At 52.3% G+C, this 22,383-nt stretch carries 14 protein-coding genes; 11 read left to right on the top strand and 3 right to left on the bottom strand.

All coding sequences use genetic code 11. The features are described 5' to 3' along the window. Positions 1-87: 87 nt before the first annotated feature. Both FPL14_RS09460 and acnA read right to left on the bottom strand, forming a co-directional pair. Entirely contained in the window at positions 88-1,137 is a 1,050-nt protein-coding gene (locus FPL14_RS09460; RefSeq protein ID WP_182302746.1) for a SepM family pheromone-processing serine protease, read from the bottom strand. Between the two features lie 144 nt (positions 1,138-1,281). Further along, positions 1,282-3,990, bottom strand: a complete 2,709-nt coding sequence (gene acnA, locus FPL14_RS09455) for an aconitate hydratase AcnA (protein ID WP_182302745.1) — start codon at positions 3,988-3,990, stop codon at positions 1,282-1,284. 374 nt (positions 3,991-4,364) lie between these two features. Here acnA and FPL14_RS09450 point away from each other — a divergent pair, with 374 nt between their 5' ends. Together FPL14_RS09450 and FPL14_RS09445 are read left to right on the top strand one after the other, a co-directional pair. Then, complete coding sequence (locus FPL14_RS09450; RefSeq protein WP_182302744.1) at positions 4,365-5,450, top strand: amidase domain-containing protein; 1,086 nt, start codon at positions 4,365-4,367, stop codon at positions 5,448-5,450. Positions 5,451-5,538: 88 nt separating this feature from the next. Beyond that, complete coding sequence (locus tag FPL14_RS09445) at positions 5,539-6,690, top strand: D-alanine--D-alanine ligase (RefSeq protein WP_182302743.1); 1,152 nt, start codon at positions 5,539-5,541, stop codon at positions 6,688-6,690. A gap of 504 nt (positions 6,691-7,194) precedes the next feature. Here FPL14_RS09445 and FPL14_RS09440 read toward each other — a convergent pair. Continuing rightward, complete coding sequence (locus FPL14_RS09440) at positions 7,195-7,845, bottom strand: DNA-binding response regulator (RefSeq protein WP_182302742.1); 651 nt, start codon at positions 7,843-7,845, stop codon at positions 7,195-7,197. Positions 7,846-8,403: 558 nt separating this feature from the next. On the opposite strand from FPL14_RS09440, the gene FPL14_RS09435 reads away from it, so the two are divergent. The 9 genes from FPL14_RS09435 to wzy all read left to right on the top strand — a co-directional run bounded on the left by FPL14_RS09435 (position 8,404) and on the right by wzy (position 22,381). Beyond that, the gene (locus FPL14_RS09435) at positions 8,404-8,721 is read left to right on the top strand and encodes a hypothetical protein (protein WP_182302741.1); all 318 of its coding nucleotides are present in this window, start codon (positions 8,404-8,406) and stop codon (positions 8,719-8,721) included. Positions 8,722-8,757: 36 nt separating this feature from the next. Then, positions 8,758-9,768, top strand: coding sequence for a UV DNA damage repair endonuclease UvsE (gene uvsE, locus FPL14_RS09430; RefSeq protein ID WP_182302740.1), 1,011 nt, complete (start codon positions 8,758-8,760; stop codon positions 9,766-9,768). Positions 9,769-9,912: 144 nt separating this feature from the next. After that, positions 9,913-10,683, top strand: a complete 771-nt coding sequence (fabI, locus tag FPL14_RS09425) for an enoyl-ACP reductase FabI (protein WP_182302739.1) — start codon at positions 9,913-9,915, stop codon at positions 10,681-10,683. Positions 10,684-10,908: 225 nt separating this feature from the next. Continuing rightward, positions 10,909-12,711 carry an NAD-dependent epimerase/dehydratase family protein gene (locus FPL14_RS09420; RefSeq protein ID WP_182302738.1) on the top strand — a complete coding sequence of 601 codons (1,803 nt, stop codon included), beginning with the start codon at positions 10,909-10,911 and terminating at the stop codon, positions 12,709-12,711. A gap of 337 nt (positions 12,712-13,048) precedes the next feature. Then, positions 13,049-17,491 carry an Ig-like domain-containing protein gene (locus FPL14_RS09415; protein WP_182302737.1) on the top strand — a complete coding sequence of 1,481 codons (4,443 nt, stop codon included), beginning with the start codon at positions 13,049-13,051 and terminating at the stop codon, positions 17,489-17,491. Positions 17,492-17,511: 20 nt separating this feature from the next. Beyond that, positions 17,512-18,444 carry a VanZ family protein gene (locus FPL14_RS09410; RefSeq protein ID WP_182302736.1) on the top strand — a complete coding sequence of 311 codons (933 nt, stop codon included), beginning with the start codon at positions 17,512-17,514 and terminating at the stop codon, positions 18,442-18,444. Beyond that, positions 18,441-19,766: an oligosaccharide flippase family protein gene (locus FPL14_RS09405; protein WP_182302735.1), complete on the top strand. Its 1,326-nt coding sequence runs from the start codon at positions 18,441-18,443 to the stop codon at positions 19,764-19,766. The genes FPL14_RS09410 and FPL14_RS09405 overlap by 4 nt, the downstream gene beginning before the upstream one ends. 31 nt (positions 19,767-19,797) lie before the next feature. Then, a complete protein-coding gene (locus FPL14_RS09400; RefSeq protein ID WP_182302734.1) occupies positions 19,798-20,934 on the top strand; it encodes a glycosyltransferase family 1 protein in 1,137 nt (378 codons plus the stop codon). After that, a complete protein-coding gene (wzy, locus tag FPL14_RS09395; protein WP_182302733.1) occupies positions 20,909-22,381 on the top strand; it encodes an O-antigen polysaccharide polymerase Wzy in 1,473 nt (490 codons plus the stop codon). Before FPL14_RS09400 ends, wzy begins: the two co-directional genes overlap by 26 nt. Positions 22,382-22,383: the final 2 nt, after the last annotated feature.

Here is a 22,383-nt window from a genome sequence, read left to right as displayed (position 1 = left end):
CACCGATTGCCAATCCTGTCAAAAGGAAAAAGCCCTAGTCACGGAAGCGGTCGGCTTCGTTAGATAGGGCTTTCGGATTACGTACGGTTACTTTTTAGGTTCCAGCTTTTTGAGGAAATCAACGGCCTCTTGAAGGGTGGAGATTTGAACGAGTTTAGGCTCTAGCTTCAAATCTTTGACCGTTTTTTGGGCGAGTTCCCAGTTGTCCGGATGATTTTTGTTGTATGGAACGAGAAAATAGTCCGCCTTTTCTCTGTCCGCAGCGATGAGTTTGTAGTTAATGCCGCCGATCTGTCCGACCGTGCCGTCGGCGCTGATCGTACCGGTTCCCGCGACTTGGTAACCCCTGGTCAGATCTTCTCCTGTGAGCTGCGCGATAATCTCAAGCGTCATCATAAGCCCGGCCGAGGGTCCGCCCGTGTCCGCGAAATCGAATTTGACGGGATCGGGAGGAGTGACCTTCAGGACGGTCTCGTTCTGGAAGCCGATCCCGGTTCTGCTCCCGGGGTTCATCGTAATGAGCGGGACCTTCGCTTCGAATTTCTTATCGCCTCTCGTTCCCGACACTGCAACTTTGTCTCCGGCTTTTTTTCCCGTTAAGTATCCGGAAAGCTCTTTGGCGTTCGTAATGTCCTTGCCGTCTACTTTGGTAATGATATCGCCTTCCTGCAAGCCGTTGTCTCTCGCTTTCGATTCGGGCAGCAAGGCATAGACGATGACGCCTTGCTCTTTCGCGTCGATGGGTTTGTTCATGGCCGTATAAGCGGCAAGCAAGGCATTCGCTTCCGAGCTGTCGCGCATCCAGGCGAGCAGATTGCGGTAAGCGTTCAAATTCGTTGCTCCGCCCGTTGCGACTTCTTCGGATTTGACTTCCATTTTCGGATCGATTCGGGCTTTGATGATGCTGAAAATATTCGGATTGGAGTAGGTAGAGACGGTCGTGAACAGAAAAGCGCCTTTCTCTTCGAGCTTATGGCCTGTTTCTACCCGCGGATGGACGGGATCGGCCGATCCGGGTCCGTAAATCATATAAGGCCATGGTTTTAAGAAGGCCGCCATTAATAGCAGGGTCAGAATTCCGGTCAGGAGGGTCAGCCAATTGCGGCGTATCCAGCTTTTATTCGTCTTAGTCATCATCTTCCGGGCTCGCCTCCAAGCATATGTAAGAGTCGCATAGTGTGTGGAACTATTATAACGTATGAAAGCCATCGGGAACAAAGCACGTAGAGAAGCTTGAAAAAAGCCCTTCATCCGAGGATGAAGGGCTGGAGCAATCGCAACTTATTGAGCCGCGATCATTTGACGAAGAACGGTTTGCAGAATACCGCTGTTGCGATAGTAGTCAACGTCGACCATGGAGTCGAGACGGGCGATCGCTTGGAAATCGAAAGTCGTGCCGTCTTCGCGTTTAACGGTTACGTTAACCGATTGTCCAGGCGTTACGTCGTTGGACAGTCCGCTGATTTCGAACGTTTCGCGGCCGGTAATGCCTAGCGTTTTCCAGCTTTGGCCCGCAGGGAATTGCAGTGGAAGCACGCCCATGCCGACGAGGTTGGAACGGTGAATCCGCTCGAAGCTTTCCGCGATGACCGCTTTGACGCCCAGCAAGAACGTACCTTTGGCCGCCCAGTCGCGGGAGCTTCCCGTACCGTATTCTTTACCGGCGATAACGATCAAATTCGTGTTGCTGTCTTGATATTTCATCGAAGCGTCGTAGATGGACATCACTTCTTCTGTAGGCAGGTAAGTGGTAACGCCGCCTTCCGTTCCCGGAGCCACTTGGTTACGAATACGGATATTGGCGAACGTGCCTCTCATCATGACTTCGTGGTGTCCGCGACGGGAACCGTAAGAGTTGAAATCTTCTTTTTTCACGCCGTGCTCAAGCAGGTATTTACCGGCCGGGCTGTCGGCTTTAATGTTACCGGCAGGGGAGATGTGGTCCGTCGTAACGGAATCGCCCATAAGCGCGAGCACGCGAGCGCTCTTGATGTCGGCAATGTCGCCTGCTTCCGGAGCAAGGTCCTTGAAGAACGGCGGGTTCGCGATATAAGTGGACTTGTCGTCCCACTCGTACAACTCGCCTTCCGGTACAGGGATTTTGTTCCATTGCTCGTTCTGCGTAAATACGTTCTCGTATTTGGCGCGGAACATAGCCGGAGTAAGCGAAGCGGCAACCGCTTGTTGAATTTCTTCGTTGGTCGGCCAGATGTCTTTCAAGTATACCGGCTGGTTGTCGGCATCGTATCCGATCGGATCGTTCGTCAGGTCGATATTGACCGTTCCGGCCAGAGCGTAAGCGACGACAAGCGGCGGAGATGCCAAGTAGTTCGCTTTAACCTGTGCGTGTACGCGGCCTTCGAAGTTACGGTTACCGGACAGAACGGCAGCAACGGCCAGATCGTTATCCGCGATCGCGGCGCTGACTTCGTCCGGCAACGGACCGGAGTTACCGATACAAGTCGCGCAACCGTAACCCGCTACGTAGAAGCCAAGCTTCTCAAGGTAAGGCAGGAGACCCGCGTTATTCAAGTAGTCGGTTACGACGAGAGATCCCGGAGTCAGGGAGCTTTTGACGTATGCCGGTTTTTTCAATCCGCGTTCTACGGCTTTTTTGGCAACGAGTCCGGCGCCGATCATAACGCTTGGGTTAGAGGTGTTCGTACAGCTTGTGATAGCGGCGATGACGACCGCGCCCGTACCGAGCTTGCTTTGCGCGCCGTTCGGATGTTTAACGTCAGCCGTTTGCTCGATTTGGGCATCGGTTAAGCCGAAGCCGCCTTTCTCGATCGGCGTGCGAATGCTTTCGTTGAACGATTGTTTCATAGCCGTCAGCTCTACGCGGTCTTGAGGACGCTTAGGGCCTGCCAAGCTAGGAACGATGGTGGACAAGTCGAGTTCCATTACTTCGGTGAAGACGGGATCCGGAGTTTCGTCCGTACGGAACATGCCTTGCGCTTTGTAGTAGGCTTCAACGAGATCGATTTGGCTTTCTTCGCGGCCAGTCAGTCTCAGGTAGTTCAACGTTTCGCCGTCAACCGGGAAGAAACCGATTGTCGCGCCGTATTCAGGAGCCATGTTCGCTACAGTCGCGCGATCTGCAAGGCTGATGTTGGACAATCCGGAACCGAAAAATTCCACGAATTTGCCGACAACGCCTTTTTTACGAAGGATTTGGGTAACGGTCAAAGCAAGGTCGGTCGCCGTAGCGCCTTCAGCCAGTTTGCCCGTTAATTTGAATCCGACGACTTCAGGCATAACGAAGTATAGCGGTTGGCCAAGCATACCGGCTTCGGCTTCGATACCGCCTACGCCCCAGCCGACAACGCCGAGTCCGTTGATCATCGTCGTGTGGGAATCCGTACCGACGAGGGAGTCCGGGTAAACTTCGGTTACGCCGTCTTTGGTTTTGGTAGCGGCAACGGATGCCAAGTATTCCAAGTTAACTTGGTGAACGATACCGGTTGCCGGAGGAACGGCACGGAAGTTGTTGAATGCCGTTTGCGCCCAGCGAAGGAAACGGTAACGTTCTTCGTTGCGCTCGAATTCCACGTCCATGTTGTATTGCAGAGCGTCAGGGGAGCCGAATGCGTCAACCATGACGGAGTGGTCGATAACGAGATCCACGGGAACGAGCGGGTTGATCTGCTTCGGATCGCCGCCGGCTTGTTTAACCGTTTCGCGCATAGCCGCCAAGTCGACGACAACGGGAACGCCCGTGAAATCTTGAAGAACGATACGGGCAGGGATGAACGGGATTTCTTTGTCTTCGCGGCCTTGAGTCCAAGTGGCCAATTGTTTAACGTGCTCTTCCGTGATGCCGCGTCCGTCGAATTGGCGGATGGCAGCCTCGAGCAACACTTTAATGGAGAACGGAAGCTTGGAAACCGGGCCTAAGCCTTGCTCTTCCAACGCTTGCAAGCGGTAGTAACGGTACGATTGACCTGATGACTGCAGTTGTTCCTGTACTTGATAAGGTAATTTGGACAAGTGTGTAGCCTCCTAGATTCGTATCCTTTTCTCATTCGTATTTTTGTTGAAGCGTACTTGGGATTCAGGATCCGAAGAACATCCTCCAAGTCGGTTTCACCCTGTGAAACACGATTTCAAAAATACTTTATGCCATAAGTATACCCTGTTGTTTCTTCTCCGTAAAGCGGTTTTGAGGGGGAACAACGCCTATTTCATGGCTAAACGCGCAAATTTCATTCCATTAGAATGCCGCATTACCCTAGGTTTTCATCCGTTGCTCGGGTTTTCATATCGTTGGCAATCGTAAGGCATGGAATGAGAAATTCGATCATAGGATGAAGTGGCGTAATCTGGGTTCGACTGATCGTGAGCCGTAACGGGAGGGATACTCGATGCCTAGCGAAGATAATGAATGGAAACAAGCCTTGTTCGGATACGTGAGCACTATTAATGAAGCGGCATTGCATACGGATGCGCGCAAGCTTCGCGATATTCCCGATCGGGAGCATCGCGAGCGGTTGGCTAGGCGATTGCGACTGGCATCCAATAGGGAATCGCTATGGGCAATCAAGCCCGTACGAAGCGAAATGCGCGCTCGAATTGACCGTCGTCAAGTTAGTCGGGGCGAGGTCTTCGCGGATATATCGATCCATCTCGTGCGGGCGATGGAGCAGCGAAACGAACCTTGGACGGAGGAGAGGGTGGAGAAGGAGCGGCTTCGTTTCGTACGCGCGGGTAATCACTGGAGAGTGATCAGCATTAAACCATTGGCAACGGAACGGTCGGCGGAAGTTTTTGTGCAGGAGGAAGACGACGTTCACGATCAATGGGAAGGCGACAGAAAAAACGTTGCAACCACGCCCGCTCCCTATATGAATCCGCAAGCCTTATACGGTTTTAAATCCAGGGTATACGCGGGTTCTTCGCGGGATAACGAATACGGTTACGGTATTGCCGTATCAGGCAGAAGCGTCCCGTACTCGCGGGAATCCGCCGTTGCTTATGCCGAGAGATGGTGGAACGAGCCGAATGCGGCATACGAGAACTTCGAGGTCAACTGTACGAATTATGTATCCCAATGTCTCTTTGCAGGGGGAGCGCCTATGAATTATACTGGGAGAAGGCCATCGGGCTGGTGGTATAAGGGCTACTCTAACAAAGAAGAAATGTGGAGCTATAGTTGGGCGGTAGCCAATAGCTTAAAGCATTATTTGGGAAATCCGCGCGCCTGGGGGTTACGGGCGGTAGCCGTCTCCGGACCGGAGGCGTTGAAGCTCGGGGACGTCATCTGCTATGACTGGGAAGGCACCGGTCGCGTTGGCCATAATACGATCGTAACCGGATTTACGCCCGGAGGCATGCCGCTCGTTAACGCGAATACGGTTAGCAGCCGCCACCGGTATTGGGATTACAAAGATTCGTATGCATGGACGGAGAACACCCGGTATCACTTTTACCGCATCGCCGATGAATTTTGATCCTACATGAGATTGCGTGACGGTTCATTCCGCCGGAGCGGAATGCCGTTGGCGGTAATGTCAGACTAAGCCGGAGGTAAATGACGTTATGGGTAATAAAATACGAGTCGGACTCGTATACGGCGGGCGTTCGGGCGAGCATCAGGTATCGCTGCAGACGGCGTTGGCCGTGTTGAAGGCTTTTGACTACGATCGATATGAACTTATTCCTTTTTATATTACGCCTAAAGGGTTATGGAGATCCGGTTCCTTGTTGAGCGCGCCTCCTTCGGCGGTGGCGGAGCTGCAATTTACTCCTTCCGCGGAGGAAGCCGGAGGTGAGGTGTCTGGATCTGGCCCTGTAACCGGAAACGCGCTGCTGCCGGTATTGCAAGGGATGTCGGAAAGCGTGCTCGCCGAAGGAACGTCGGCAAACGACGGCAAAGCGATCGACGTCATGTTGCCGCTGCTCCATGGAACGTTCGGAGAGGATGGCACGATTCAAGGGTTGTTCGAGATGGCCGGGCTGCCTTACGTGGGGGCGGGAGTGCTGGCTTCCTCCGTCGGAATGGACAAGGTCGCGATGAAGACGATGTTCGCGCAGGCAGGTTTGCCTCAGGTAGGCTATCGTCATTTCATCCGTTTTGATTGGAAAAAGAATCGCGAGCAAGTCTTGCTCAACATAGAGGAGCTTGGGTATCCTTGCTTCGTGAAACCGGCGAATCTGGGTTCCAGCGTAGGCGTATCCAAAGCCCGCAACCGCGCGGAATTGGAAGCCGCGATCGAGGAAGCGTTGCGTTATGATCGCAAGGTAATCGTCGAAGAGTTCGTCGATGCCCGAGAGATCGAGGTAAGCGTGCTCGGCAACGACGATCCGCGCGCTTCCGTGCCCGGCGAAATTTGCAGCTCTAACGAATTTTACGATTATAAGGCTAAATATATCGACGGCAAATCGGTAATGGTCATCCCGGCGGAAGTGTCGCCGGAAGTGGCGGAATCGGTGCGATCGATGGCGGTTAAAGCTTTCCGCTCCATTGACGGATCGGGGCTATGCCGCGCGGACTTCTTCCTTCGCCGTAGCGATGGGGCGTTGTTCATCAACGAGGTGAACACGCTGCCGGGCTTCACGCCGTTTAGCATGTATCCGCTGATGTGGAAGGAATCGGGGGTTTCGTATCGCGAGCTATTGGATACGCTTATCCAACTCGCGTTGGAGCGCCACGAGGAACGCCAATCGATCGATTACGGCGGCGGGGAGTAACTTAGGATTCTGGACGAGAAATACGCCGAAAATAACGGAGCTGAGCTCCGTTATTTCGTGTTTAAGCCAACATTTTCGGAATCTAACGGTGCTCAAGTCCGTTATTTCCAGCAAAACCGGTTACTGCGCTGGAATAGTGGATCTGAGCACCGTTATTCCCGCAGGAACGGGCATTACGTCGGAATAGCGGGCCTGAGCACCGTTATTTCCCGCAGAACCGGACAGTGCACCGGAATAGCGGGCCTGAGCACTGTTATTTTCCGCAGAACCGGACAGTGCGCCGGAATACGGTGCTCAAGTCCGTTATTTCCAGCAAAACCGGTTACTGCGCTGGAATAGTGGATCTGAGCACCGTTATTCCCGCAGGAACGGGCATTACGTCGGAATAGCGGGCCTGAGCACCGTTATTTCCGCAGAACCGGACAGTGCGCCGGAATAGCGGGCTGAGCACTGTTATTTTCCGCAGGAACGGGCATTACGTCGGAATAGCGGGCCTGAGCACCGTTATCTACGTAGGCGGTAACTGCGAATTCTCTTTTCCCCTGCTGCTGTTTCTAGAATTCCTTTTTGGACGAGCAACTGGAGTTGCTCCCTCGCGAGCTTCTCATTCCGGCCCAAACATTCACAAACCATGGAAACCGTGATCGGAGCGGGCGAACGGGTGGCGAGACGGACGATTTCCCGTTGATAGAGAGACAAGCGTTGTATATTCGAATGGTCTTCGCCGTACCAATTTTCCAGCATCCTGCGGATTTGTTTTTGGCATGCTAGCGGGTTTTCCTTTAGTTTGTCGATCGAGAAACGCAAAATGCGCCAATCCGCCAATACGATCTCGTTCTGGCGATCCAACCCGCGGGAGAATTTGTCTCGGTCGGCATCTCGGGCATGGGAGCCAAAGCTGTCTGACTCCAGGCAAATAGGCGCGGGCATGCGAACATAAGCAAAATCCATAAAATAATAATTGCCTTCCGGATCGACGAATTCATATTCCGGGTGCAGATTCTCGAGACTTTGGACAACGGGCCACCAGGCTTGCTCTAGTAGAAGTTTTTCTCCAAAACCATGGCGCGCTTTCAATCTACGATGCCGTTCTCCGCTGCTCTGGGCGATGTGCTTGTCTAACCAAATGCGATATTCCGTCTCGAATCGATTCACGTTACCCTCTCCCTTGGACAAAAAAATAACCGCCCCGATCCCAAATTGGGACAAAGGCGGTGTGCTTCACGCGCGTTAAGTGAATCATAACCCAGAGGGTCTTGTTTGTCACTGGCTGTGGAAAACCCGATTGCAATTCAACTAGAGTGACAGTTACGCACATGTGGACAACAAATCCATCAAATGAATATTTATCCGCATAATCCCCAAGTTACGCCCAACTAATGCACAATTCACGCACGTTTGCGGATAACTGGTTGGACTACAAGGGTTCGGAAATATCTTGGTAAGCATTTTTTGAAGATATTCTCCATCAAATGGATAGTCATGAGCAAACTATGCACAAATTGCGGAAAACCAGGCTGTGAATGAAGCTCGTTCCCGCGAGCTGTGCACATGTGGAAATGTCCGCAAATCGTCTGCGCCATCATCTAACCCGGTACAATTGTGGGTAACTTAAATCCTTTTCCTAAGAGCCGCATGAAGGGTATAATTAATGCCAGAATGTTAAGCAATTACACGAGAAACCTTTAGATAAAAGACGGGAGGAACAAAAATATGGGATTTCAAACGGAATTCAATTCGGTCTGCAAATTCAAGTCGGAACAGGAGCTGTACGAGTTGCTGGAATACGGCCGCGGTAAAATGGTCAAAAAACAGTTTCGCGTATTCCCCACCGGCCAGAAGGTTATCGCTTATACGCCGGATAACCAAGCCGTAGCGATCGTACGGATCGTAGCCTCCATCGCGGAAATCAATTTCCAAGGAGAAGAAGTGACTCAGGTGGAGATGGAGCTCGTACGCAGGTTGACGGGAGAGGAGGCGCGCGTTCAAACTTCGCTCGCACATGAAATGTTCTTCGGAGAGCAATCCTAGTATCCGTATATTCAATGTACGGGAGGCTCCAACATCATGATCGTACGATTCGGATACGTTGCCATGTCGGTCGAGCTGGAGGACTCCTCTCCGTCGAAGACGATGACGATGGCCAGCTTCTCGAAGCTGTCCGACCGCGAAGCGGGATTGCGCCGCCTGGAGCGCATCGCGGAACAAAATTTGCATAACACGCTTAGGCTGTTGAAGCACAACCGCTATTTGGGCATTCAAGTTTACCGTATGACCTCCAAGCTGATTCCGCTCGCCACGCACGAGCAATTGCAGGATTGGGATCCATACCCCGCTTTGGCGAACGCATTTGCCGAAGTCGGGGTTTTTATACGCGAGCACGACATGCGCGTTTCTTTTCATCCGGACCATTTTACCGTGCTAAGCACGCCGCGGCCGGAAGTGTTCCGTAATTCGGTAACCGATCTGAATTATCACGTTCGCATGTTGGAAGCGATGGGCTTGGACGAGCGGGCGTTGAATAATATCCATGTCGGGGGAAGCTACGGCGACAAGGAAACGTCGGGAAAAAGGTTCGTCGAGCAATTCAAGGCGATCGAACCGCGCATCGGCAAGAGAATCACTTTGGAAAACGACGATAAAACGTTCACGGCCGCCGAGACGCTTAGCATCGCGGAAGAAGTCGGGGTTCCCATGGTGCTGGACATTCATCATCACGCCGTCAATCCCGGGAACGAGCGGATGGAGGAGTTGTGGCCAAGAATACTTGCTACGTGGGAGCGCTTCGATTGGAACGTCCGGCATACCGGCACCCCGTTGGCGCTTCCTCCCAAAATTCACGTCTCAAGTCCGAAGAGCGACGCCGACCCGCGGGGACACGCCGATTATATCGAGCTGCAGCCCTTGTTTGAATTTCTAGCCAATATCGCGGGATCAACCCAGGCAATAGACGTGATGATCGAGGCCAAGATGAAGGACGGGGCTTTGCTGAAGCTGATGGAAGATTTCCGGGAATTGGAGGCTTCCGGGGAGGCTGTTCGGGTCATTGACGGAGGCAGCTTGGAGCTGCTCTCGTGACAGCGCCTCCAAGCCGCTAACCATCTAGCGATTTGACTGTTGCAATCGCTATGGAAATGCGTTACGTTGGACAAAGAAGGGTGTTGTGTCAGCTATTGGAGGCACGGGTGCAGCCTTACTTGTGACGAGGGGGATTTCCACGTAATGAACGGATTGTTGAAAGGAAAGAACATCGTGGTCATGGGGGTTGCCAACGAACGCAGCATCGCCTGGGCCATCGCTCAATCGCTTGCCTCCCAAGGAGCGCGTCTAGTGTTTACATACGAGAACGAACGGGTTGAAGAACGCGTTAAGAAGCTGGCGAACACGATCGAAGGTTCTCTGACCTTGCAGTGCAACGTGTCGTCCGATGAGGATATCGAGACGTTGGCGGCACGCTTGAAGGAAGAAGTAGGCGTGCTTCACGGTCTTGCGCATTGCATCGCCTTTGCCAAATCCGAAGAGCTGGACGGCTTGTACGTGGATACGTCCCGTCCGGGGTTCGCGTTGGCGCACGACGTTAGCGTTTATTCGCTGACCGCCGTCGCGCAAAGGCTTCACCCGTTAATGACCGAGGGCGGCAGCATCGTCACTTTGACTTATCTAGGAGCGGAGCGTTCGCTTCCTAACTATAACGTAATGGGCGTTGCCAAAGCGGCGCTGGAAGCATCGGTTCGGTATCTCGCAAGCGATTTGGGACCGCAAGACATTCGCGTTAACGCGATTTCCGCCGGTCCGATCCGCACGCTGGCCGCGAAAGGAATCGCAGGCTTTAACACCATTCTGAAGCAAGTAGAGGAGAAAGCTCCGCTTCGCCGCAACACGGAAGCTTCCGATGTCGGCGATACCGCTTTGTTCTTGATGAGTCCATGGGCTCGCGGCATTACGGGCGAAGTGCTTCACGTCGATAACGGCTACAGCACCGTTGGAATTTAAGCCGATTTCCATCCGAACTCCGAACTTCATTGTTTCCATTAAAAGAGGGCAACCGGTTAAGAAGACGGGTTGCCCTCTATTGCTATTCGACTTCGGACGAATAGATGAAAAATTTTGTGAGGAAAAATCGAATTATGTAATTGCTATATTTAGGCAATTGGGCATACAATGGGGTTAGCTTGTAGGTCAAAAGTTGGATTTTCAACCTTAAGTGGAGGGTTTTTATTGAATGTAATCATTACTGGCGGTTACGGCTTTATTGGTTCATTCGTGTCGGAACGATTCTATAAAGAGGGTCACCGGATTTATATCATAGATAATTTGACGACCGGTCAAAAATCCAACGTAACCATTCCTCATAAGTTTTACCGCATGAGCGTCCACGATCTGAATTGCGAGCAATTGTTCCAGAGCATTTCGCCGGACGTCGTCATTCATCTCGCTGCCCAAGTCGACGTTGTTACCTCCGTTAACGAACCGCATGCGGATACGCAATCCAACATCCTCGGATTAGTCAACATTTTACGATGCTCTCACAAAACGAAAGTCAAAAAATTGATCTTCGCGTCCTCGGCTGCCGTATATGGGCCTTATGAAAAGATTTCGCTTAAGGAAGATATGGTCTGCGGTCCTGTTTCCCCATATGGAATTAACAAATATCTTGGCGAATATTACTGCGAGAAATGGAAAGAACTCTATGGTTTGAAAACCTTATGTTTTCGGTTCTCGAACGTATACGGGCCTCGGCAGGGCAGCAAGGGCGAAGGCGGAGTCGTGTCCGTTTTCATGGAACGGATTCGGGATGGCAAAGAGCTCAACGTATACGGCGACGGAGGCCAGACTAGAGACTTCATCTATGTCGAAGACGTGGTCGATGCCATATACCGGGGGGCTAACAGCGAAGAAGTAACCGGTGTATATAACTTATCCACGGATACGGAGACGAGCGTTAACCAGCTCATCGAAATCATCGGCAGTCTGAAAGAAACGGGTAAAGTCAATTACTTGGATAGCCGTCCCGGCGATATCTATCGTTCCAGTCTGGACAATACGAGAGTCAAACGGGATTTGGACTGGGCGCCGATCTACTCGATCCAGAACGGCCTTACGCGTACTTTCGAATGGTTTACGCAATCGTTTGCGCCCATACGGGAGCAGACGAAAGAAGGGGTAAAGGAATATGTCCGAGACGATAACCGGAAGGTAAAAGATGAGCTTCAGCGTTTTTCAATCAACGCTAAGATCAGCATCGGCCGCATACACGGCATTATCAAGGCGCTCGAGAGCACGGTGCCGGAGGAAATCATCGTCTCTTCCGTAAGCGTTCTGTCGAATTTGATGGAAACGGACAAAATATCCGTCTACGCGGTCAACGAGTCGGATTTTCTGCGGATTGCGATCAAATCCAACGCAACGGACTTCAACCTTCCTAAGACGATCCGGTTATCGGAGCATCCTAACCTGCATGAAGCGATAAACAGCGGCAAGCTGTTCGTGAATAAGACGATGAACGCGGATCTGCCGACGCTCGCGGCTCCGATCAGTTACGAAGGCAAAGCGGTGGCGCTCGTCTCCGTGCATGAGCCTTCCTTGGATAAAATAAATCCGGATTACGAGAATTTATTCGAATTGAGCATCGATATGATAGCCGGCTCCCTCTCCCGTGCCTTTCGATATGTCGGGGTTACGCGCAAAGAGAGGTACGTGGACGAGACGAAAGTGCTGTCTCCGGCTTTTTTCGAACAGGTACTGCAAATCAGAATATCCGCGAAGCAGCGATATAACTCGGATTATGTCCTCTTGGATATCGATAGTACGAATCGCAACATAACGGCGTTGGCCAATCTAATATCCGGCAATCTTCGCGAAATGGATTCCTTAGGCATGATCAAGGAACGGTTAGTGCTGCTCCTTTCTAATTCTAATAAGGTGGAGGCGGATTCCGTTATCCAAAGGCTGAGCGAACATGGAATTAGGGCTACGATTATCAACGAGGATCAGCTATATGTTCGTGAGAGCACTATCTAAATAATTACAATTTTTGCAGTGGATACGGCTATCCAGTCTTAAAGGGCTATGATATATTAGTTATAAAGTCCCATCCTCATCTAGTAAAGTCACCTCGGATCGTTACCAACTCAGATATTCCTATCCGTTAATCCTCTGGAATGAACTTGCTACCGCACTCTATTTCTCCCAAAGTAAGTTTATCTGTTCAGACTCGCGCACGTACACCATGCCTTTCTCGCAATCCGTCAAAAAATGAATATATCCTCTCGATAACTTCCTGTATGCGGAGGGTTTTTTGGTTTTGTTTCTTCGACTCTATTTATCGTTCTAAGGTTATTTATCATGCGAGGGAAAGTTGGATGATTCCATGGTCAAGAAGTTTGCTTTACTCCTAATCGTTGCTCTGCTCGTGCAAGCGTTGCACCCGTTGCAGTTGCCTCAAACGGCGAGCGCGGCGCATTCTACCGGCGTGGCGGCTCCTAGGAACGCATCCGCGTCTTGGACGGGCAAGGAAATCAAAGTGGGATGGGACAAGGTATCCCAGTCCAAAGGTTATCGCGTATTCCGCTCGACCAAGCCGGATAGGGATTTTCAGATCATTCACGCAACATCAAGCGCGAACAATAACGAATATCGGGATACGTCCGTTACTATGGGCGAATTATCCGTACGATATTACTATACCGTTAGGTCGATCGGGAACGGGGGAACGGAGTCTCCGTCAACCGCCGCCGTCAGCGTCGTCGTCCCGGCAATCGAGAAGAAGCCGCCAAGCTCTATCCGTACGAAAATCAGTTCCGCCAACGCGGTGACTTTAAGCTGGAGAGAAGCAAATCTAGCGGCGGGATACAAAATTTATCGTTCCGATTCTATCAACGGGAATTACGAGCTTATCGCGACCGTTACCAGCGGGGCGCAAATCCAATATACGGATAATAGCTATGTCGGTCTCTATTTGAGCAAGAACCGGCTAGCATACTATAAAGTGAGCACCCTGTATCCAAGCGGATCGGAGTCGGCGCGATCCTTGGCGGAACCCGTTCTTCTTAAGGCTTACAAATTCCCGACGCCGAGGGTTCAGCTTCAAGACGGCAAAGTTCAGTTGAAATGGCAAGGGAACGAGTATGCCCAGTCTTACCGCATCTATCGCGCCACAGCTTCAAGAGGACCATACGTTCTGGTTGGACAAGCGGCAAGCGGGGCGACAACCTATATCGATAATCAAGGGTTTGCCCTGCAAACGGCCAACGCCAGATATTATTACGCGATAAGCGCCGTGGATCGGTCGAGTAACGAGTCGATTAGATCGAATACCGTTTCGATCACGGTGCCTAAACCGCCGATCGGGCAGCCGCAGTCCGTAAGCGCGACATTCCAAATCAACCGTTCGGTAAAATTGAGCTGGTCCCCGGTCCCGAGCGCCTCGGGATATTACGTATATCGCCAGGCGGTTCCGTCGTCGGGAGGGAACGGGGGAACGCCCGTCAGAATCAGCGGATCGTCCAAAGTAACGGGAACGGCTTTCTTGGACGATAGTTTCGTTAACCAAGCCATGAACGAAGATACTAACTATTCTTACTTCGTAAGCGCGGTTGCTTCGAACGGCAAAGAAGGGCTTCTGTCAGACGGAGCGACCGTACTCGTTCGCAAGCCGGGTCCGGTTAATCTGCTCAAGAACGGCAGCTTCGAAGTTTACTCGGAAGAAGGAACGAGTATCGAGGATTGGACGTTGCTGAATTCCTCGGTATCCGGCGGCAGTATCAGAGCCGTTCAAACGCCGGTTGCATCGGGACAAGCCGCCGTTCGAATCGTGGGTTCGGCATTGCCTAAAGGCGGAATGGCTACCGTCGTGCAATACATCCCCGTCGAACCGGGACGAAGCTATCGTCTGTCGGGGCGGATCAACGTTGAACAATTAGCCGACGCCAAAATCCAGTTCTACGTCGATTATTTCAACGCGGACGGACAATGGGTCGGTTTAATGGTGAAGGAATACAAAGAGACGACAACGGGGTACGCGGCTTTCGACGTGGAGGGGGCCGCGCCCGCCGATGCGGTGCGCGCCGCGGTATTCGCGATTGTACGCGGCAACGATAACAACGGCGCGGGAACTTTGTACGTGGACGACTTATTGTTCACTCCTAACGACGATAGAACGGCGCCGCAGTTCTGGTACGGCAATCCGAGCGACGGGGCTGCGGGCGTCATCAATCAGACGCTCGAGATCAGCTACGATGAGAATATTGAATTAACGAATCCTTCGGGTACGGACGTTCAATTGATCAACGATGGCAATGCCGTCTCCGCGAAGGTATCCGTCCAAGCCAACAAACTGCTGGTTAAACCGAATATTTTATTGGCGCCTGGAACGACCTACACGATCCATGTGGCCGCGAACGCGGTCAGAGACGCGGCGGGTAACGTGCAGCCGCAGGCTTATGCTTCGTCTTTCACGACATTCGAAGGAAGTACGCTGGAAAATCTGCTCCAGAACTCCGGTTTCGAATCCGGCGCTCTCGGTACGGCTTCGGCCGTCCAGAAGTGGACGACCTATTATGATTCGGGAGTTACGCTGCAGAAGACGCTCGTCGCCGAGCCCGTAACGAACGGAAGCAAAGCGCTGAAGATGCACGTAAGCGGATTGGCCGAAGGCAGCGCAGGCATGCTCAGCCAATCGGTCAAGGTTCAGAGCGGTAATCGATTCTTGATGACCGCGCAAGTATATGCCGAACAGTTGACGAACGCCAAATTCCAATGGTACGTCGATTTCTTCGATGCCGGGGGGCAATGGGTCGGAGCTCAGCTTCAAGATGTCGTCGCTCCGACGGAAGGATATGAAACCGTAGAACTGTCGGGAGATGCTCCGAGCAACGCGACCCGCGCGATGGTGTTCCTTATCGTACGAGGCACGGGCGCGGATGCCGAAGGAACGATCTATGTTGATGAGACTTCGTTCCTGTCCTATAACGTGGACACGGATGCTCCCGTCGTTCAGTCCGTGGAACCGCCAACGGTCGGCGAAGGAATATTGTCCAATTCCATTATCGGAGTAACGTTCGATGAACCTATCGAAGCAGGAGATTCTTTCTCGGACATTCGTCTGCAATCCTTATCCGGTACCGTAATCCAGACAACTGCCCGGATTCATAGCAATGAATTGTTCATCGCGCCGACTGCCTATTTGCAGCCAGGCACCGAATATAAAGCGATCCTGCCGCAAGGCGCGGTGAAGGATATGTCGGGTAACGGCCTTCAAGCCGCCTATGAATATTCTTTCAAGGTTAAGAGTGGAATTGAGATATTGAATAACGGCGATTTCGAACAATCTTTCGCCGGATGGTACGACAGCGTCAGCGAGGGCGGAACGAGCGGCAACCGGCTGCTGATCGATGGCAGCTCCAGCGGCCTCATTGCGCAACAAATCGCGGCAACGGGATTGCCTCAAGACGGCGTGTCGATCGTTTATCAAGATGTCGCCGTTCAAGCTTCCAAAACATACGATTGGGGCGGCAGAGTCCATATCGCGGAACTCCGGGACGCCAAATTCCAATTATACGTAGATTTCCTTAACGCATCCGGCAACGTCGTTGCCACGCGAATCAAGGAACTGACTCAAGCTACCGGCGGATATGTCTACGTGGACGACCGCCTAACGGCGCCGGATGGAGCGGTAACCGCCCGGTTCAGCTTAGTCTTAAGGGCATTGGCGCAAGGCGGAGGGGGTTCGGTTATCGCGGATACTCTGAGCTTTATGGGAGAGAAGGAACCGGACATCGTTGTACCCGTCGCTTCATTGATCGTGAACGGTGGTTTTGAAGAGGGAGACGATAACACGTTGCCTGGATGGTCCGTATTTTCGTCGGTGAATACGTCCGTCGGTTCGTCCGTCTATTCTCCCAACGCCGGATACACGGAGTACATTTCCAAGAGCAGCGCAGCCGCGCGGAACGGCCAATATGCTCTTGAATTATCGGCTTCGGGCATGGATAACGACAAGCTGCATTCCGTGTATCAGGACGTTGCCCTGCAAGCCGGCAAGCCTTATACCTTCAGCGGAAGCCTGTGGGCCAATGAACTGGAGAATGCCCAAGGGCAGCTGTTCATTGATTTCTTCGATGCGAACGGCAACTGGATTACATTCCGTTCTTCCAACGTGAGCGCGATAACGGATCAATATCACCAAGAGTCGATATCGGGAATTACTCCGGCGGGTACGGTTAGAGCAAGAGTGTACGTCATATTGCGGGCAACCGGGGACAATGCATCCGGCAAGTTATTCGCCGACGATCTGGCGCTAACCGTATCCTTGGACAATATCCGCAACCCTGATTTCGAACGCCACAATTGGGGAGGCGCAGTAGCGGATGAATGGAGCGAGAGCTTCTTCAACGCGACTGCTCCCGAATTCGCGGTCGTTCCGGTCGAAGGAGCTAACGCGGGACAAGCTCAGAAAATCGCGGCCTCGCAGATGGGGAATGGCGGATATGCGTGGATTTCGCAGTCTAATGCCGTTTCCGGCGATAGCCTGTATTCGCTAAGCGGTAAAATATGGGCGACTAAGCTTATCGGCGCGAAAGCCCAGTTGTACGTCGATTTCTTCGATGCGAACCAAGTATGGGTGGGATCCAACTCCGCCGAAATCGGCAGCGCGACAGGGGACTATACTTCTCTTGTTGTTAACGGAGTAACACCCGGACAAGCGACGAGAGCAATCGTGTACTGTATCTTGAAGTCGGAGGCGGACAATTCCGTAGGCGAGCTGTATGTCGATGACATTCATTTCAACGTGTTTCAGTAGAGGATCCGGGAGAGCGGAAGATGACGACAACAAGCCGGAAAGAACGATTCGGCACGCGTGACGGAAGGATGTCCGCGCGATGGAATTGGAGACACCTCGTTTTTGTCTTCTTCGCTGTTGCGGTATGCGCATCAAGCTTTGCGCTAAGCGGCATCCAAGGGGAAAAGACGGCGTCGCTCATTTACTCCAATGAAGGACTTATGCGCGCGGCCGCACGGTGGATTCCGGATAACTTGGAAATTCGTTATCGGGGAGAAATCGTGCATAATCGCGAGATGACGATTCCTGATCCGGCCTATTCGGGAGGTTCGATGTCGTATACCTCTTCTCCGAACGCCGAAATAAGTTTGAAGTTTACTGGAGGCAAGGTCGAATGGGCTGGTTATACCGGTCCGCATGGGGGCATCGTTCAAGTTCTCGTTGACGGGAAACCTGTGTCCACTGTCGATTTGTTCGCCTTCGAGTCCGAGATCAAGCCATTGTTCGTCACGCCGGATTTCGCTCCGGGCGAGCATGTGCTCGTCTTAAGGGCATTGGAAGAGCGTAACGCGAACTCTCAGGGGAATGCCATTCATTTGGATTATTTCGATATTCGGCAGGGCGAGCGAACGGCAAGAATAGAGAATGAAGATCGGGAGCATGTCCGGTACGATCACGCCAACGATTATTATTACTACCCATTCCTACTGAGGAAGCTCGCGCATTTCTTATTGTTCGCAGGAATGACGGCGAGTCTGATGATTATAGCTTCATGGACCGGAATTCGGCGGCGATGGTTAGGCTGCATCCCCGTCGCGTTGGGGTTGTGGGCAATCGCGGATGAAGCGCATCAATGGTTCGTACCGGATCGCCATCCCAGTTGGTTCGATGTCGGAGTCGATATGGTTGGCGTCGCATCGGGCTTAGCGGTATTCGCGCTAATCAATCGGTTGGCTAAGAGGCGCAAATCATGAGCCGGCTTAAGGATACATGGAGCGAAGCGAGCAGGCGTTTCTTCAGAGGGATAACCTGGAATATCGCGGCTTCGCTTATTAGCCAGGGCTCCTCGTTCCTTGGAACGATAATCGCGGCGCGTTTGCTAGGCAAAATCGCGTTCGGAGAATGGAGCATCGTGCAGAGCACCGTATTCATGGTCGTGACGATCGCAAGCGCGGGAATGAGCATCACGCCTTCCAAGATCATTTCCGAACATCGCGATAGCGATCCGGCTAGGACCGGCAGGTTCGTCGCCTTATGCTTGACGGTATCGATGGGCGTCAGTTTTATTTATGCGGTCGGATTATTCGTTTTGGCCCCTTGGATTGCAGGGACCGTGCTTCATGAGCCTCAATTGGCGATGCTGCTTAGGATATCGTCCGTTTACGTGTTTTTCTGGTCCGTCTGGTGGTGTCAGATCGGAATTCTCTACGGTTTGGAAGCTTTTACGAGGTTAACCGAACTAAACGTGATTCAAGCGATCGCCTCTTTGACGCTGGCCTTTGTTTTGACTTACGAATTCGGCTTGAGCGGAGCGGCATGGGCGCTTAGCCTCTCGTCCTTGTCGGCGTTCTGGCTTCATACCCTAGCGATTCGCAAGGAGTGCCGACGCCAAGGAATCGTACCTCGGATAACGGGAATGTGGGGGGAGGGATCGTTGCTCTACCGATTGACTTTGCCGGCTGCCGTATCGGGAATCGTCGGGGGGACGGCCATTTGGACAAGCCATGCGGCGTTGGCGACGAGAAGCAACGGGATAGAGGAAATGGCGGTATTCAATGCCGCGAACGTTCTTCGCAACCTTGTCGTATTCGTTCCGGGGCTTATCGCTAGAGTGGCTTCCCCGATTCTTAGCAACCTTTTAGGCAAAGGCGACTTGCACGGCTATCGCAAGACGTTGCGTTCCAACCTTGGCATGACCGTATCGGTTGCTTTCTTCGTTGCGGCAGCCGTAGCGGTTGGATCTCCTTATTTGCTCAAAGCATACGGTTCCGATTTCGGATCCGGCCATTCCGTGTTGGTCTACCTTGCGGTATCCGCAATATTAGAGACGATCGCGGTCGGGCTCTATCAATCTTTGTTCGCTAACAGCAAATGGTGGATCGGCATGTTCGTTTCGGCAGGATGGAGCTTAACCCTATTTGGCAGCTTTTATTTCGGAATGCGCGACGGCGGTGCCGAGGGGTTGGCGCTCGCTTACGTAGCGGCTTGGTTGTTCAGCGCTGTGGCTTACGGAATCATTGCCATGAAAATAGAGAAGCGTCTGTCTCCCCTTACAGAGGTAAAGGAAATGAACTAGCGATGCATATGGCAAAGGGGGCTTGGCGGTTATGCGTGACGCGATAAGGGTGTTGCATGTATTCAAAAAGATGGATCGCGGCGGAGCGGAGACGTTTATCATGAATGTCTATCGCCAGATGGATCGCAAACGGATCCAGTTCGACTTCGTCGTACATTGTTCGGATCCGGGGCACTACGATGACGAAATAAGAAAATTAGGCGGCCGTCTGTTCATCGTCTCCGATCCGAAATCTCTTATTTCCCATCTAGGCGATTTAAGAAGAGTTATGGTCATGCAAGGCCCTTTCGAAGCCGTACATAGCCACGTTCATTATTTTAGCGGCTTCGTACTTCGAATAGCCGACCAATGCGGCGTGCCCATACGCATCTCGCATAGTCATACAACGAACGAGGAAAGAAGGGAGTCGTTTCTCCGGAAAGCGTACCGAGGATGGATGAGAAGGTTGATCGGTAAGCATGCAACGTCCAGATTAGGCTGTTCGTTATCCGCTTGCGAATCGCTTTTCGGTCGGCAGGTTCCTCGCGATCCTAGAGATCAAGTCGTTGCCAACGGCATAGATTTGCCTAGCTTTATCGAGAAGTCTATGGCGAAGCAGGAGATACGCAGGCATTTGGCACTCCCCAACGACCGTCAGTTGATCGGGCAGATCGGACGCTTCGATCCGGTTAAGAATCATAGGTTTACCCTGCGCATCTTTCACGAGGCCAGACGGCGTAACCCCTCGCTTCATTTATTGCTCGTCGGGGACGGTCCGTTGCGCTCGCAAACGGAGAATCTGGCCTCGGAGCTAGGAATCGCGGACAGCGTCACGTTTTACGGAGCTACGGAGCACATTTCTGACATACTGAACGCTCTCGATCTCGTTCTTCTGCCTTCGTTATTCGAAGGATTGGGGCTCGTGCTCATCGAAGCGCAAGCCGCGGGAGTTCCCATAGTCTGCTCTAGCGGGATACCTGAAGAAGCGGATATGGGATTAGGCACGATGGAACGGTTGGACTTGGGCAAGAATACGGAAATTTGGTTGGAAGCGATTGTTAGAGGGCTTAGCCAGCCGGTTCCGGAAGCCGAAATCCGATACCGAAGCCTTAGAACGAAAGGGTTCGATATCCAAGATTCAACGGAGAAATTGAGGGAATTGTATGCAAGCTCCAGCGCTGTACGATAATCGGGATACTTTATGGCTTTCGCGATGGAGTCTCTTGATCCACATCGGATTCTGCCATGCCGTATTTATTCTCTTATGGCTGTATATGAATTACGACTCCGCCCCGCTTATCTATCCGGCTTGTTGCCTTTACCTTTGCCTTATCGTCTGGTCATTGCTCTCATGGAAGGCGGTCGGGGGCCGGCTTCTCTCTCCCTATTTCTTGTTTCTGATCGCGGCTGCGTTGTTTAACGGAGGCCAGCTATTGCTGGAAGTGTTCCGTATGAACCGCAACGGAATATTGGATAACCAGTTTTCCCCCGACGCCTTAATGCGCACGATCTTGTTCGTTCTCATCTGCATGTCGATCATGCACCTGGGAGCCCTGCTGAGCATAGTCCGATCCGATCGGTCGGGACAGTTGCCGCTCCATTCAACCGACTCCGTGCGGAAGACGGATACGGACGATCGTGCCATTCGGATTGTGGGATGGAGCATGTTATCGATCGCGTTCGTTCCCACGGCGTTTCTGCTAAAGGATGCTATCGTCAAAGTCATGAACGGGAACGTCCTTGCGCTATACGGCAACGATGATCCGACTGGATTCGGGGCGATTCCGTTTCTGCTAAGCAAATTATTAATTCCCGCCGCGCTTTTCATTCTCGCAGGAAGCCGCCGAAGCCGTTCGGGGATCGCGATATCGTTCTTCATCGTAGTCGCGTATACGTTCATCATGCTGGTTCTAGGATTACGCTCGGGAGCGATCATGCCTTTCATCGCATACGCGTGGCTGTACGATCGGCTCGTTATGCGGTTGCCCCGTCTATGGATCGTCCTCTTCGGGAGCTTTATTTTCTTTATCGTCTTCCCGGCGATTGCCGTTCTGAGAACCCGGAATATGGGCTCGCTTGATCTCGTTAACGATCTGCTCATGTTAGACAATCCGGCGGTAGCGATCATGAGCGAAGTCGGCAATTCCATGCTGACGGTAGCTCATACGATGGACTTGATTCCTCTAGTCCGCGAATACGATATGGGGCAAGGTTATATGTACGCTCTGTTGACGATCGTTCCTAATCTGTTCTGGGATTTGCACCCTTCCGTCGCCCATGGGCTTGCCGCGGATTGGTTAGGATGGCAGATCGATCCGGGGTATGCAAGCATCGGCGGCGGTTACGGATTTTCTTTTATAGCGGAGAGCTATTTTAATTTCGGATGGTTCGGGGCGTTGCTTATCGGCGCGTTCGGATATGGCTTTGCCCGCTTTTCTCGGAAGGTGGAGGAGGGGAACGATGCGGCCAAATTCGCGATGCTAGCTTGTTTCTTATCCTTCTTCCTCATTATTGCGCGGGGCGAAACGGCTTCGATCGTGCGTCCTTTAGTATGGTATTCGCTTTTGCCCTATTTCGGGGTATTTATCGCAAAAGCGTTTACGAGGTCTTACTCGCCTAAAGAACCGGGAGGTTAGCA

Origin of the sequence: Cohnella cholangitidis (assembly GCF_014107495.1) — a bacterium.
GTDB classification, from domain to species: domain Bacteria; phylum Bacillota; class Bacilli; order Paenibacillales; family Paenibacillaceae; genus Cohnella; species Cohnella cholangitidis.
This window is presented reverse-complemented; position numbering and strand designations above follow the sequence as displayed.